Source organism: Pseudomonas sp. R5(2019) (assembly GCF_009905435.1).
Taxonomy (GTDB): Bacteria; Pseudomonadota; Gammaproteobacteria; order Pseudomonadales; family Pseudomonadaceae; genus Aquipseudomonas.
In genome coordinates, this window is sequence record NZ_JAAAMT010000030.1 from 17288 (window position 1) to 32036 (window position 14749).

At 61.9% G+C, this 14749-nt stretch carries 9 protein-coding genes; 1 reads left to right on the plus strand and 8 read right to left on the minus strand.

Translation table 11 applies throughout. From position 1 onward, the window contains the following. Positions 1–43: 43 nt before the first annotated feature. The 8 genes from GUY40_RS18520 to GUY40_RS18555 form a co-directional block, all read right to left on the minus strand. Complete coding sequence (locus GUY40_RS18520) at positions 44–2155, minus strand: enoyl-CoA hydratase/isomerase family protein (RefSeq protein WP_166570356.1); 2112 nt, start codon at positions 2153–2155, stop codon at positions 44–46. Positions 2156–2210: 55 nt separating this feature from the next. After that, positions 2211–3854: a fatty acid--CoA ligase gene (locus GUY40_RS18525; protein ID WP_166570357.1), complete on the minus strand. Its 1644-nt coding sequence runs from the start codon at positions 3852–3854 to the stop codon at positions 2211–2213. Between the two features lie 16 nt (positions 3855–3870). After that, positions 3871–5649, minus strand: a complete 1779-nt coding sequence (locus tag GUY40_RS18530; protein ID WP_166570358.1) for an acyl-CoA dehydrogenase C-terminal domain-containing protein — start codon at positions 5647–5649, stop codon at positions 3871–3873. A 7-nt stretch (positions 5650–5656) separates the two neighbouring features. Further along, positions 5657–8191, minus strand: coding sequence for an RND family transporter (locus GUY40_RS18535; protein WP_166570359.1), 2535 nt, complete (start codon positions 8189–8191; stop codon positions 5657–5659). Positions 8192–8222: 31 nt separating this feature from the next. Beyond that, entirely contained in the window at positions 8223–9296 is a 1074-nt protein-coding gene (locus GUY40_RS18540) for a YCF48-related protein (protein ID WP_166570360.1), read from the minus strand. Between the two features lie 156 nt (positions 9297–9452). After that, a complete protein-coding gene (locus tag GUY40_RS18545) occupies positions 9453–10808 on the minus strand; it encodes a DUF1329 domain-containing protein (RefSeq protein WP_166570361.1) in 1356 nt (451 codons plus the stop codon). 39 nt (positions 10809–10847) lie between these two features. Continuing rightward, positions 10848–12719: a DUF1302 domain-containing protein gene (locus GUY40_RS18550; RefSeq protein ID WP_166570362.1), complete on the minus strand. Its 1872-nt coding sequence runs from the start codon at positions 12717–12719 to the stop codon at positions 10848–10850. A gap of 103 nt (positions 12720–12822) precedes the next feature. After that, positions 12823–13383 carry an alpha/beta hydrolase gene (locus GUY40_RS18555; protein ID WP_166570363.1) on the minus strand — a complete coding sequence of 187 codons (561 nt, stop codon included), beginning with the start codon at positions 13381–13383 and terminating at the stop codon, positions 12823–12825. A 253-nt stretch (positions 13384–13636) separates the two neighbouring features. On the opposite strand from GUY40_RS18555, the gene GUY40_RS18560 reads away from it, so the two are divergent. Further along, on the plus strand, positions 13637–14656 hold the full coding sequence (locus GUY40_RS18560) for an AraC family transcriptional regulator (protein ID WP_166570364.1): 1020 nt from the start codon (positions 13637–13639) through the stop codon (positions 14654–14656). Positions 14657–14749: the final 93 nt, after the last annotated feature.

Consider the following 14749-nt stretch of genomic DNA (forward strand, 5'->3'; position numbering starts at 1 on the left):
GCGTGATCGGTCGGGGCGGCCACCCTGCAGTGGCCGCCAAAGGTCAGATTCGTTCGATGCGGGCCTTGCCGCAGGCCACCAGGCGCTCCAACAGCGCTGCCGGCTGGAACCACATCGCGCCGTAGTCGCCGAGTGCTTCGCGGTAATGGCCGATACGCTCCAGCACCTGCGCCAGCCCCAGTCCTTCGGCGTAGTGCAGCGGGCCGCCGCGCCAAGCCGGGAAGCCGTAGCCGTTGATCCAGACCAGGTCGATGTCGCTGCTGCGCTGGGCGATGCCTTCGTCGAGCAACTGGATGCCTTCGTTGACCAGCATCAATACGCAGCGGTCGTGGATTTCCTGATCACTGATGGCGCGGCGCGGGATGCCCAATTCGCCAGCGATCTGCTCGGCCAGCGCGACCACTTGCGGGTCATCCTTGCGCTCGCGGCCTTCGTAGAGGTAATAGCCGCGGCTGGTCTTCTGGCCATAACGGCCGAGGGCATAGAGCGCGTCGGCGAGCTTGCAGTAGCCGAGGTCGTGGGCGATGACCTCGCGGCGCGACTCGCGCACCAGGAAGCTGACATCGATGCCGGCCAGGTCGTGCATGGCGATCACCCCCATGGCCAGGCCAAGGCCGGTGAGCACCTTGTCGACCTGCGCAGGCGTAGCGCCTTCCAACAGCAGGCGGTGGGCCTCGCGGGAATAGGGTTCAAGCATGCGGTTGCCGATGAAGCCGAAGCACACCCCGGAGACCACCGGGATCTTGCCGATGCGCTTGGCGATCTTCAGGGTCGTGGCCAGGACATCGGGGGCCGTGGCCGTGCCACGCACCACCTCAAGCAGGCGCATGACGTTGGCCGGGCTGAAGAAGTGCAGGCCGACCACGTCCTGTGGCCGGCGGGTGACGGCGGCAATGGCGTCGACATCCAGGGTGGAGGTATTACTGGCGAGAATCGCCCCGGCCTTGCACACCTCATCAAGGGTGCGGAACACCTGCTGCTTGATCGGCAGGCTCTCGAACACCGCTTCGATCACCAGGTCCGCCTGGGCGATATCGGCGTAGTCGAGGGTGCCGTGGAGCAGCGCCATGCGTTCCTCCAACTGCTCGGCGGTAAGCTTGCCGCGCTGGACACTGGTTTCGTAGTTTTTGCGGATCTGCGCCAGACCGCGCTCCAGGGCCTCGGCCTTGAGCTCCAGCAGCATCACCGCAATGCCCGCATTGGCAAAGTTCATGGCAATCCCGCCGCCCATGGTACCGGCGCCGATCACCGCGACCTGGGTAATCGGACGGATCGGCGTGCCCGTGTCCAGCCCCGGCAGCTTGCCGACTTCACGCTCAGCGAAGAACACATGGCGCAGGGCCTGGGACTCGCTGGACGCTTCGGCCTCTTTGAACAGCTCGCTCTCCCTGGCCAGGCCTTCGGCCAACGGCAGGCTGCAAGCCGCCTCGATCGCCGTCACCACCCGCTGCGGCGCGCTCTGGCCTTTCCAGCGCCCCTGGTTAGCGGCACGGTAGTCGGCAAAATAATTCGCCGGCAGGGCGGCGCCTGGGTTCGCTTGAGGGCAGGCAGGACGCGCCGGCGCCTGCCGGGCAATCAGTTCTTCGGCAAGGCTGCGAGCGGTATCGAGCAGGTTGTCGGCGTCTTGCACCACACGGTCGAGCAGACCCAGCGCCAGTGCGCGAGTCGCGTTGATCGGTTGGCCCGAAGCGATCATTTCCAGTGCCGCCTGGGCACCGATAAGGCGCGGCAGCCGCTGGGTGCCACCCGCGCCGGGCAGCAAGCCAAGCTTGATTTCTGGCAGGCCCAGGCGGGCCCCGGCTTGCGCCACGCGGTAGCCACAGGCCAGGGCCAGTTCCAGCCCGCCGCCCAACGCCAGGCCGCCGATGGCGGCGATCAAGGGTTTGTCCAGTTCGGTCAGGCGAGCCAGCAGGCTCGGCAGGTCCGGCTTGGCGAACGCAGCCGCGCCGCCGAACTCGCAGATGTCCGCGCCAGCGCTGAAAACCAGGCCCTCGCCGTGGAGGACAATCACTTTCACGCTGGCGTCTGCGGCGGCGAGTTCACAGGCCGCCAGCAGTTGCTCGCGCAGTGCCTGGCCGAGGGCGTTGACGGGGGCGCAGGTGAGACCAACCAGGGCCACGGAACCTTCGCAACGGTAATGGATCAGGTTATTCATAAATGATTTCTCGGTCAGATAAAGGGGTAGAAGCCGCGGAATAGGTCTGTCCCCTTCAGCTCAACTCGCTTTCCCGGATTAACTTCTTGTTGATCTTGCCGACACTGGTTTTAGGGATCTCAGCGACGAACTTGAACTGCTTGGGGATCGCCCATTTATTAATCCGGCCAAGCTCCACGAACTGTTGCAGGTGGGCTTCGAGCATCTGTTTATCGACGTACTTTCCAGGCGCGCACACCACCAGGGCCATGGGCCGTTCGCCCCATTGCTCGTCCGCAATGCCAACCACCGCGACAGAAGTGACCGACGCGTGCTCGCTGATCAGGTTCTCCAGGTCCAGCGAGCTGATCCACTCCCCGCCCGTCTTGATCACATCCTTGATTCGATCCTTGATTTCCACCCTGCCCTGGGGGTCGATGGAAGCCAGGTCGCCTGTGTGCAGCCAACCGTTGTGCCACAGCTCGGCGCCCTTTTCAGGCTCCTTCAAATAGCCTTGCGTCAGCCAGGGGGCGCGCACAACGATCTCGCCCAAGGACTCACCATCGTGGGGAACGCTATGGCCACTGGCATCGATGATGTTCAAATCGACCATCGACACGGGCATCCCCGTCTTGATTCGATTGACCAGCTGCGCTTGCATGGGTTGTTCAAGCTCCTCCCCACGCAGGTAACTCAAGCACAGCATCGGGCAGGTCTCGGACATGCCGTACCCGCTGTGCACGCGAATACCTCTGGCACTTGCCTGGCTGGCGATACCCAAGGTCAGGGCACTGCCCCCCAGGAGCATTTTCCAGCCATCGAAGCGAGTCTTCGCCGCTTCGTCGCAACCCAGGATCATTTGCAGAATAGTGGGCACGCAATGGGAAAACGTGACCTTCTCTTCACGGAACAGCCTCACCAGGCTATTGGGCTCGTAACGACCGGGGTACACCTGCTTGATGCCCATCAAGGTCGCGATATAGGGAACGCCCCAGGCATGCACGTGGAACATCGGGGTAATCGGCATGTATACGTCGTCGGAACGTAACAGCGGCAAGCTTTGGTACGCGCCCATAGTGCCGACGCCATTCAAGGTATGCAGCACCAACTGACGATGAGTGAAATACACCCCTTTAGGGTTCCCGGTGGTTCCGGTGGTGTAAAAAATCGTCGCCACCGAGTTTTCATCAAAATCAGGGAAGTCGTAATGGGAAGCCGCCTGGGCCAGCAGGCTTTCATACTCCCCCAGCACCGGCAGTTCGGTGCCGGGCGCGGCGCCGTCAGTGAGCTGGATGTAGCCCTTGACGGTGCTCAGCCCATCATGAATCTGCTCGATCAAGGGCAGGAAATCATCATGCACCAGCACCAGGTCGTCCTCGGCGTGGTTCATGGTGTAGAGCACCTGATCCGGAGACAGTCGAATATTCACCGTATGCAGCACCGCGCCGATCATGGGCACGGCAAAGAAACACTCCAGGTAGCGGTGGCTGTCCCAATCGAGCATTGCCACCGTATCCCCGGCCTTGACGCCGGCCGCGGTCAGCGCATTGGCCAACCTGTGGATCCGCTCGTTGAGCGTGCGATAGTCATAGCGCAGCTTGTCGGCATAGACGATCTCCCGGCCGGGTTCGTAGCGCACTCCCGACAGCAGCAGGCTCTTGATCAACAGTGGGTAGCTGTATGCGCCTTGTGCTGGCGGAATTATTTTTGTCTTCAGCATGGTTGTACTTCCTTGGTCAGAACTGCGCCGCATCCAGCAAGTAGAGGCTTTCGCTGCCGGCCTTGACCGACGCGCTCAGTGAGTGGATACGCGGCAGCAGGCGGGCGAAGTAGAAACGTGCCGTGCCCAGTTTGCTGGCGTAGAAGTCATCCTCGGTCTGTTTGCCCAAGGCCGCTCTGGCCATCAGTGCCCACATGTAGGCGTAGGCGGTGTAGCCGAATACCTGCAGGTACTCGACCGAGGCGGCGCCGATTTCGTTCGGGTTGTTGCTAGCCCGATCCAGTAGCCAGGCGGTCAGTTCGTCGAGTGTCTCCACGGCCGCGTTCAAAGGCATGCAGAACTCGCTCAGGTCAGCGCTGGCGGTCGCGGTGAACTGGCGAATCTCGTCGGCGAACAGCCGGTAGAGTGCCCCGCCGCTGCCCACGATCTTGCGTCCGGCCAGGTCCAGCGCCTGGATGCCATTGGTGCCTTCGTAGATCTGGGTGATCCGCACGTCGCGCACCAGCTGCTCCTGGCCCCACTCACGGATATAGCCATGGCCGCCGAAAATCATCTGCCCGTGCAGAGTGGTTTCCAGCGCCATGTCAGTGAGAAACGCCTTGGCGATCGGGGTCAGCAGGGACACCAACTCTTGCGCGCGCTGGCGGGCCGGCGCGTCTTCGCTGTATTTCGCGGTGTCCAGTTGCAGGGCCACGTAGCTGGAAAAGGCTCGCCCGCCCTCGTTCAACGCTTTCATGGTCAACAGCATGCGGCGCACGTCCGGGTGCACGATGATCGGATCGGCGGCCTTGTCCCGGTTCTGCGCGCCGGTCGGCGCGCGGCTCTGCAGGCGATCACGGGCATACAGGGCGGCGCTCTGGTAGGAGCGTTCGCCCTGCGCCAGACCCTGGATGCCCACGCCCAGGCGCTCGTAGTTCATCATGGTGAACATCGCGGCCAGGCCCTTGCCCGGCGCATCGACGATCCAGCCGGTAGCTTGATCGAAGTTCATCACGCAGGTGGCGGATGCCTTGATGCCCATCTTGTGCTCGATGGAACCGCACGACAGCGAGTTGTGCTCGCCCAACGAGCCGTTGTCATTGACCATCACCTTGGGCACCAGAAACAGCGAAATGCCTTTTGGCCCGGCGGGTGCATCCGGCAGTCTGGCCAATACCAGATGGATGATGTTCTCGGTCAGGTCGTGCTCGCCGCCGGTGATGAAAATCTTGCTGCCGCTGATCTTGTAGCTGCCGTCGGGCTGGGGCTCGGCCTTGGTGCGGATGAGGCCCAGGTCGGTGCCTGAATGGGCCTCGGTCAGGCACATGGAACCGCTCCAGACGCCGGCATACATATTCGGCAGGTAGGCAGCCTTGAGCTCGTCACTGGCGTGGGCACTGAGCGACAGGCAGGCACCGGCGGTCAGCATCGGGTACGTGCCGAACGACAGGTTGGCCGAGGTCACCATTTCCTCGACCTGGGCGGAGATTGCCTTGGGCATGCCCATGCCACCGAACTGCGGGTCGCCACCGACACCGACCCAACCGCCTTCGGCAAAGGCCTGGTAGGCCGCGAGAAAACCATCCGGAACTTTCACCGCACCGTTGTCCCAGGTGCAGCCTTGCTCGTCGCCACTGCGGCGCAGCGGCGCGATGATGCCTGCGCTGATCTTGCCGGCCTCTTCCAGAATCGCGGCAGCCGTCTCTTCGTCGACCACGTCGGCCAGGCCCGGCAGTTGAGCCCAAAGCCTGGACACCTCGAAGACTTCATTGAGAACGAAGCGCATATCGCGCAGGGGGGCTTTGTAATCAGTCATGATGGGCTTACTCGGAGATTGTGAGGGCATGACGACTGCCCGGTTGTTTGGAGTTGACGGTCTCACTGACGTGCACCACCGGCTCATCCGGGGCAGCACCACGGACCCGCGAGGGCCCGCGCAACAGGAAGTACGACAGAGCAGGAATCAGGATCAGCGCCCCCAGCATGTTCCACAGGAACATGAAGGTCAGCAGGATGCCCATGTCCGCCTGGAACTTGATCGGCGACCAGATCCAGCACACCACACCCGCCGCCAGGGTAATGCCCACCAGGCCCACCACCCGACCGGTGAAGGACACCGCTTTGCGGTAGGCATCCGCCAGCGACAGGCCCTGGCGCTGGTGATGCAGTTGCACGCTGAGCAAGTACAGCGCGTAGTCCACGCCGATACCGACGCCCAGGGCGATCACCGGCAGGGTCGCGACCTTCACGCCGATGCCCATGGCCACCATCAACGCCTCGCAGAGGATCGAGGTCAGCACCAGCGGCAGCAAGGCCACCAGCGTGGCGCGCCAACTGCGGAAGGTGATCAGGCAGAACAGCGTCACTGCGGCATAGACGTAAAACAGCATGGTGCGGTTGGCCTCGCGCACCACGATGTTGGTCGCCGCCTCGATGCCGGCACTACCGGCTGCCAACAGGAACTGGCGATCCGCGGTGCTGTTGTCCTTGGCGAACTGGTCGGCAATGGCCACCACGGCGTCCAGGGTCTCGGCCTTGTGGTCCTTGAGGAAGGCGATCACCGGCATCAGCGAGCAGTCGTTGTTGAACAACTCCGGGGAGTTGACCGAGGCCTGCTGTGCTGCGTAGTTCAGCACGTCCTGGTTGCGCTGGATGCTGTTGAGCTTGGGATTACCCTCGTAGGTGCCCGCGGTAATCTGACGCACCGCGTTAACCAGCGAAGACGTCGCCTGAACCCCGGGGGACTGTTGCAGCTCCCAGGCCAGACGGTCAGCGAGGACCAGCGTCTGGTAGCTCAGGCAACCTTCTGGCGCGGTCTTGATCATCACCGCGAACATATCGCTGGACAGCGCGTAGTGGCTGGTGATGTAAGCGTTGTCGCGGTTATAGCGCGAGTCGGCACGCAGCTCCGGAGCCCCGCTGTCGAGGTCGCCGATTTTCAGTTGCAGGCTGACCATAAACCCGCCAATCCCCATCAGCGCCGCCACCAGTACTGCAGCCGTGGCCCACTTGCGGGCAGTGAAGCGATCGAGCAGGTCCCACAGTTTGCCGAAGCCGTTATGCCCGGCTGCCCGCGTGTCTATCTTCAGGGCCCGCTCGGCCGCCTTGCGCCCGACGCCAATGTAGGACAGCGCCACCGGCATCAGCAGCAAAGAGGTAAAGATCAACACCGCGACGCCGATGCTGGCGGTGATGGCCAGGTCCTGGATCACCGGGATATCGATCAGCATCAGCACGGCGAAGCCCACCGCGTCGGCCAGCAGCGCGGTGACGCCGGCGATGAACAGGCGGCGGAAGGTGTAGCGCGCGGCGATCAGCTTGTGGGTGCCACGGGCGATGTCCTGCATGATGCCGTTCATCTTTTGCGCCGCATGGGACACACCAATGGCGAAGATCAGGAAAGGCACCAGGACCGAATAGGGATCGATGGCGTAGCCCAGCCAGGCGACGATGCCCAGTTGCCAGATCACCGCGATCAGCGAGCAGCCAACCACCAGCAGGGTGCTGCGCACACAGCGGGTGTAGCCATAAATGATGACCAGTGAGGTGACCACGGCCAGGCCGAAGAACATCATCACCTCGATCAAACCATCGATCAGGTCGCCCATCAGTTTGGCGAAACCGATCACCCGCACCTTGTACGGGCCCTTGCCCTCTTCCCCGGCCTTGCGCGCGGCGCTGTCACCGGCGAACTCGATCTTGTCGCGCAGCTGCTCTTCGAGCAACCGCGAGAACTGGTGGTAGTTGATGCTTTGGCCTGTGGCCGTGGCCTTGTCCAGCAGTGGCACGATCAGCATGGTGGATTTGAAGTCGCTGGCCACCAGGCTGCCGACAATGCCGGCACGGCTGATGTTCTGGCGCAAACGCTCGATGTCCTCGGGCGAGCCCCGGTAGGTATCAGGCATCACCGGGCCGCCCTGGAAGCCTTCCTCGGTGATTTCAGTCCAGCGCACCCCAGGGCTCCACAGCGACTTCATCCAGGCCCGGTCGACGCCTTCGGTGAGGAACAGCTGGTCGTTGACCTGCTTGAGTACCTCCAGGTAGCCAGGGTCGAAAATATCGCCCTGGGTGTTCTCGACCACCACCCGCACCGAGTTCCCCAGGCCACGCAGCGACTGGCGATTCTCCAGGAAATTCTGGATGTACGGCTGGCTCTGGGGAATCATCTTCTCGAAGCTGGGGCGCAGTTCCAGACGGGACACCGCCATATAGCCCAGCACCAGGGTGACCAGCGTCATGAGTACCATGAACAGCGGGCGGTAGTTGAATACCAGCCGCTCCAGCCGGTTACCGGAGCACCGATCGAAGTCACGCAGGTCGCGGATCACCGGCATGCTGTCTTGCTTGATATTGCCCATGTCTGGGTACTCGCTCTAAATTTTCGAGGTCTTATTCGACGGACAGTGCCTGTGCACCGCGGCTACCCACCACCACCAGCGAACCATCGGCGGCCAGGGTGGCACCGGCCACGGGGGGCAGATCCTGGCGCGGCAGCAACTGCAGCCGCGTGCCGTCCGCCTGGCTAACCAGCGTGTGACCGGCCTGGGTGAACAGCTCGTACTGACCCTGGGCATTGACGAGGGAGGCCGTGATGCTGACCTGCACGCCGCTGGTCACTGGACTCCAGTGCTCGCCGCCATCGACGCTGCGCAACACATTGCCGCCCAAGCCGTAGGCGAGCACTTCACCGGGCTTGCCGACGACGCCGAAGTAGCTGCCCTGCCAGGGCGTCTGCAAGGCGTTGAAACGCTGCCGCCCGGCATCCCACTTGAGCAGCAGGCCCTGTTCGCCGGCGATGAACAGTGCATCACCGGTCGAGGCGATGGCGTTGAGGTGAAAGCCTTGCGGGTTGTCGGTGCGATCCTGAAATGGCGTCCAGCTCTGACCACCATCCTCGGTACGCAGGATCAGGTTGAACACGCCGACGACATAACCCAGCTTGTCGTTGGCGAACCACACATCGAGGAACGGCTTGTCGGCGCCCTGCTCGACCAGCCGCTGACCTTCAGCGACCAGCAGCGGCCATTGCTCGTTGGCGGGTTCCGCATTGGCCAGCGCCCCATAATGCTTGACCAGCAAGGCGCCGATCTGGCGACCGTCGAGCTGCTTGCGCCAGGTGGCGCCGGCATCGCTGCTGTGCAGCACCACGCCATCGTTGCCGACAGCCCAACCCTGCCTGGCAGAAGGAAAATGCACCGCAGTCAGATCGCTGCTGAGCGGGACGCTGGCCTGCAGCCAGTGCTTGCCAGCATCATCGGAATAAAGAATATGGCCACGCTGGCCAACGGTGACCAGGCGCTCACCGGCGCGCGCGATGCCGACCAAGGGGCTATGCACGGCCAAAGGACTCGGCTTGGCCGGCAGCTCCAGCACATCCACATAACTGGTCGCCTGAGCGACACCCTGCAACAGCGCCAGCATCGAGCACAGCAGCGCCAGCACGAACTTTTTCAAGGAATCCATACCGCACCTTCTAGGAAAACGACGCCGCAAAGCACACGAGGTACAGCCCGGCGTCGGAGTCGGTAACCCAAGACGAACGACGCTCAGGCCGTCCCTCTTCCAGTCACTCTGCCGGGGGACGACAAGCGCTCGCCCCGGACTTTTATCGCCTGCCGCTTAGCGGATACCGGACCCTGCCAGGGCGTCCGGCGCCCACTGCGCCTTCGACAGTGGCTCGATGTACTTGATGCCGCCGTACGCGCCCGTGATGCCGTTGATGTTGTAGGAGCCACCCATCAGGTCGTAGATCATGAAAGGTGTGGCATCGGGGATTTTTTTGTCGTAACTCTGGCTGAGGAAAGCGAAGGAGCCACGGTAGAGCTTGCCGCTCGAGTCATACTGGTCAGAGGCCAAGGCGATCCAGCTGTCTTCATCCAGGTAGATGCGGCGCTTCTGGTAGATGTGCCGCGCACCGGATTTCAGAGTGCCCTCCACCACCCAGACACGGTGCTTCTCCCAGCGCACATAGTCGGAAGCGATGTGGTTGGGGGTCGTCAGCTGCCTGGCGTCCACAGCGTAGGTCAGCTTGTAGGTGTTGTAGGGCACTACCATGTCCTGCTTGCCCACCAGTTTCCAGTCGAAGCGGTCCAGCGCGCCATTGAAGACGAATACATCGTCGTAGGTACCGGCACCGCCCGTACCGGGGTTAGGCGTGTCATAGGCCAGGTCCGGCGCCAGTTTCACTCGACGCTGGCCAGGCAGGTACTGCCAGCTGCGGCGTGGCTGCTCCAATGGGTTGGCAGTGTCCTTGAGCATGATCGCCTCTCCCGCACGGCGTGCGGGACCGGTGTAATACAGCTTCATCTGAAAGAACACGTCAGTGCTCTTGAACGGCTTTGACATGTCGTCGTAGATCGGATAGTTCGAGAACGACAGAGCCGTGGTGGACAGTGTCGGCACACCCGCCGCATCGACGTTCCAGGAGTCATACTTGGCGTTGCGATTGCCCCCTACGCGCAGCAGGTGGTTCCACATGGCCTCAGCGCCCGAGGTCGGGATCGGGAACGGTACGCCGGGCAGCAAGTTATCAATGGCCAGGCCGCCATTGAGGGACTGGGTACCGCTGGCATTTTTCACGCTGTTATCCAGCACCGCCTGAGGCAGGGCTACTGTGCGGTGGGTCGGATACACATTGATCTGGTAACTGGGGTAGCGCTTGGCCAGCTCTGCCGTGGTGGCCGTCAACAGGCCCTTGTACTTGTCGACGTTCTTGCCATCGATGACCAACAGCGGCTTCTCGTCGGCAAAGGGGTCCGGACGCATGCTGTCGCCCACCTTGAAGCTGGCTGGCGGGGTGGTCAGCCCGCCTGTGTAGGCTGGAATCGAACCATCGGCGTTAGCCGCCATCTCGGCGCCCACATGGGTAAGATTGACGCCCAACTTGGCTGCTTCCTGAGCCGATACGGCCGCCTGGGCCTGACCGGCAATGACGGCCGTCAGGGAGGCTGCGAGCACGCTATTTAGGAATCTCATCTGAATTCTCTCCACTTGTTGTTGTAATCCGAGCGTCAATCAGAAGGTGGTTTTGAACGAGGCCGTGACCATCCCGCGATCCTTCAGCAGAGCCGACAGGCCTGCCTGCGAACTGATCTGGCCGGGGATGCAGCGGTACTGCCCACTACTGCCGGGGGTGTTGTTATCAAACCCGGTTTCACAGGTATCGAATGGACCAAAGCTATCTACGTACTTCAGGTCGATTTTGTATTTCGAATAGATGTCCGCGGCGACGCCTACGGAGTAGCTACCGGCGTTCTCGCTGCCACCCAACTGGACAGCCGAGTTGCCTTTGAGGCCGACGTTGTAGGACATCGGCATGGACATATCGACACCCGGGAATACCTGGAACCAGGTCGGGGTGAAGTTGGTCGCGAGGGTGTAGGCATTGGTGTCGACCTTGTCGACCCCCCGGTAGCTGGAGTCGCCCTTGAAGGACTGCTGGCTCTTGTCGACGCTGACCAGATGGGTCATGGCAGCTTCCACGGCCAGGGAGGAGGAATCCCACAACGGGGTGTTGCCAAAGTTCACCAGACCATTGAGCACCACGTGGAAAGTCTTGCCACGGGCCGTTCCGGTTTCACCTTTGCCCGGCACGTCACTGATCAGGTTGGCGCCGTCGATCAACCCCTGGTCAGCCCGCGCCCGCAATATCGGGTTGATGGTGGTGAAATTGCTCAGCAGCGGCATGTTCTCGCGATAGTTCACATCGAGACCAACGCTGACCGGCCCCACACTCTTGGACAGACTGATGCCATAGATGTCGATGTCATCGGCGTAAGCGGCGAAGTATTCAGTGCCCGGCAGGCCCGCCAGACCTGGCTGGTGCAAGTTGGGCGCATTGATCAGCACGGTAGGCATGGGATCGGAGGTGTTGCGGTAGTAGAAGCCCAGGGTGCCGTCCAGCCATTGCGGGCTCCACTTGACCATCAGCCCGAAGTCGCCGGAGTTGTGCGGTTTGACATCATGCCCGCGCGGCGCGCCGTAAAAAGCCCCGGCCCCGCCCAGCGCCGTCGGCACCGGCAGCCAGAATATGTCCCCACCCTCGCCGAACATGTCATAGCCGCCCATATAGGTCCCACCCTCGGGCAGACGGGAATTACGGAACTCCAGGAAGTACTGCGCGCCCAGGGTCAGTTGCGGGTTGACCGTGTACGACAGGGAAAGCTGGTTGCGCGGCAGGAACAGCTCTTTGGTTTCGGTGCCCGGCACGTTGTACAGCTTGGCCAGGTCCAGGGCCGACTGGCCGTAGTTGATGCCGTTGGCTGCGTTGAACAGGGTCTCGCCCCAGAACATGTTGTGCCTGCCGAGCTTGGCGCTGAACATCGACTCCTCTCCGACCTCGGTGCTGTAGAACACAAAGGCATCAAGGAGCTCACCGGAGGGGCCATTGTAATAACGATCGCTGTAACGGCTCAGCCCGTGCTTGTGTGCAACCTGGCCGTTCAGCGAGTCACCAGGCTGAATCAAACCGGACTGACGAGCCGCCACCAGGTTACCCGCATTGCCCGCCTGCCCTGGAAAAGGGTTGGAGTTGGAACCGACATCGTCATAGGCATGGTCGTACCAACTCGCGGCACTGACTCGAAAGCCCATTTTCCGTTGGTAGACCACATCAAACTCGGTCAGCAGATCGATCCGCTGGGTCACTGCACTGCCGACACTGAAGTTTTTGTCGCCGTCGTTGAAGTTGGAGGTGTTGGCGATCTTCGAGTTCTGACCTTCCACCCGTTGGCCATAACTGGCCTTGAGGGTGTTATCGAAGCGCACGGCCCAGTCTTCACTGCCAGTGCGCAGTTCAAAGGCATGGGCAGCCGGCATGGAGGCGAGCACAATCGCGGTGGCCAGCAGACTGCGACGCAGGGGGCTGTGTCCTGTCGTGGGATGCATTACGTTGTCTCCGTTTTTTGTTGTTTTTGTTTTAGGTACAAACAACGACTCACATCCGGTCCTGGCGATGATGCGAGTTTTTTCAGGCCGTTTTATTCAGGTGTTACGCCTGGCGATCCAGGGTGCGGATAAAAGCTTGGGCCTGCGGCCATTCGCCGTAACCGGCGGCCGGGTTGAGATGGCCTACAGCACCGAGATTGACCAATGCACTGCCCCAGTCGCTGGCCATTTGGCTCACGGCCTCCAGGCTCGCAAGGTGGTCGTTGGTACTGGCCGCGACGATCGCCGGGAACGGCAGAGCCCCTTTGGGCAGCGGATCCCAGCCATTGGCCCGCAGGCTCTCCGGGGTCGGGTAACCTGCTGGCCAACTGGCCTCAAGGTCCGGCGGTGCGGCCAGCAAGGCGCCCTTGATCGGGCGGTCATAACGGGCGGCCCAATGCACCACCATCAGCACACCGGCACTGTGCGCCACCAGGATCACCGGACCGGAAATCTTCCCCAGCTCGCGCTGGATCGCTTCCACACGTGCCGCCAGGCTGAGCTTGTTCTCTTCCAGTGGGGGCACTGAGCGGACATTGTCCAACTTGGCCTCCAGCAGCGTTTGCCAATGCTCTGGCACGTGATCACGCAAGCCTGGAACAATCAGAATCGTGGTTTCACTCATCGCCCTATTCACCCTTGAACAGCCCATCGAGCGGTCCGCCAACACGTCGAACCCCGTGAACAGCACAGTAGAATTCGCCTTGTCGAAGCGCTTTACATTTAGCGTCAGTTACTTCTCTTTTGATGACAGCGCTTCGGGATCGTCCTGTGGATTTACCGCCAGGCGCTTTTCATTTCACGACCAAGCCTCTATAAATGGCAGGCAGCTGCGACAGCGAGACCTCATTTGTCACCGAATGGAAGAGATGCACGCCATGACCGCTCAAGCCCGATCCGCCGTACTGACCAATTACCTGGTAGTGGCTCGCCATCTGCGGCTGAACGCGAACACTCTGTTGGCCGAGGCGGGTTTGAGCCCTGCGATCCTGAGCGATCCCAATCACCGCATCCCGGCCAGCGCCGGCATCAACCTGCTGGAGAAGTCAGCGCTGCTCAGTGGTTGTGAAACCTTCGGCCTGCGCATGGCCGAACTGCGGCACATATCAGATTTTGGTGAAGTGAGTCTGCTGCTCAGCCACCAGAACAATCTGCGCGACGCCCTGCAAGTGATCGTGCAGTACCGTCACCTGATCAACGATTCACTGGCGATTTTCATTGAGGAAACCGGCAATACGGTGATCATTCGCGAGGAGCTGGTCACCGAGATGGCCACGAACAATCGCCAATCCATCGAACTGGCCATCGCCGTGATGCACCGCTTTTGCGCAGCCCTGCTCGGCGCGCACTGGCACCCGATCAATGTCTGTTTCACCCATGAAGCGCCGGCGGACCTCTCCGTGCATCGACGGATCTTCGGCTGCAAGGTGGAATTCGGCTGCGAGTTCAACGGCATCGTTTGTCCCGCCGCCAACCTCGACACCGCCAACCCTCTGGCCAATGCGGCCATGGCCCGACACGCGCGGCGCTACATGGATTCACTGCTGGGCAAAAACAACCGCTCCCTGGCGCTCGACGTGCGCAAATCCATTTACCTGCTGCTGCCCATGGGCCGTGCCACCATTGAGCAGATTGCCCAGAGCCAGGGCGTGAACGTGCGCACCCTGCAACGCCGCCTGGGAGAGGACGGGGCCAGTTTCAGTGACCTGATCAATAGCGTGCGCCGCGACCTGGCGATTCGCTACCTGGAGAACCCCGGTTACTCGCTGGGACGGATCACCGACATGCTCGGCTACTCCATGCCCAGCTCATTCACCCGCTGGTTCATTTCCCAGTTCGGCATGCCGCCCGCCGCCTGGCGCAGTGAACACAACATCGTGCCGCGCAAGGACAGCTAAAGGCCCCGCAGCCACCTTGGCGTGGCTCGACAACCTCCTCTGTTTCGCCAGAAGACAACTGAGCACTGCAGGTTGGAATGCTGCGTGTTCAGG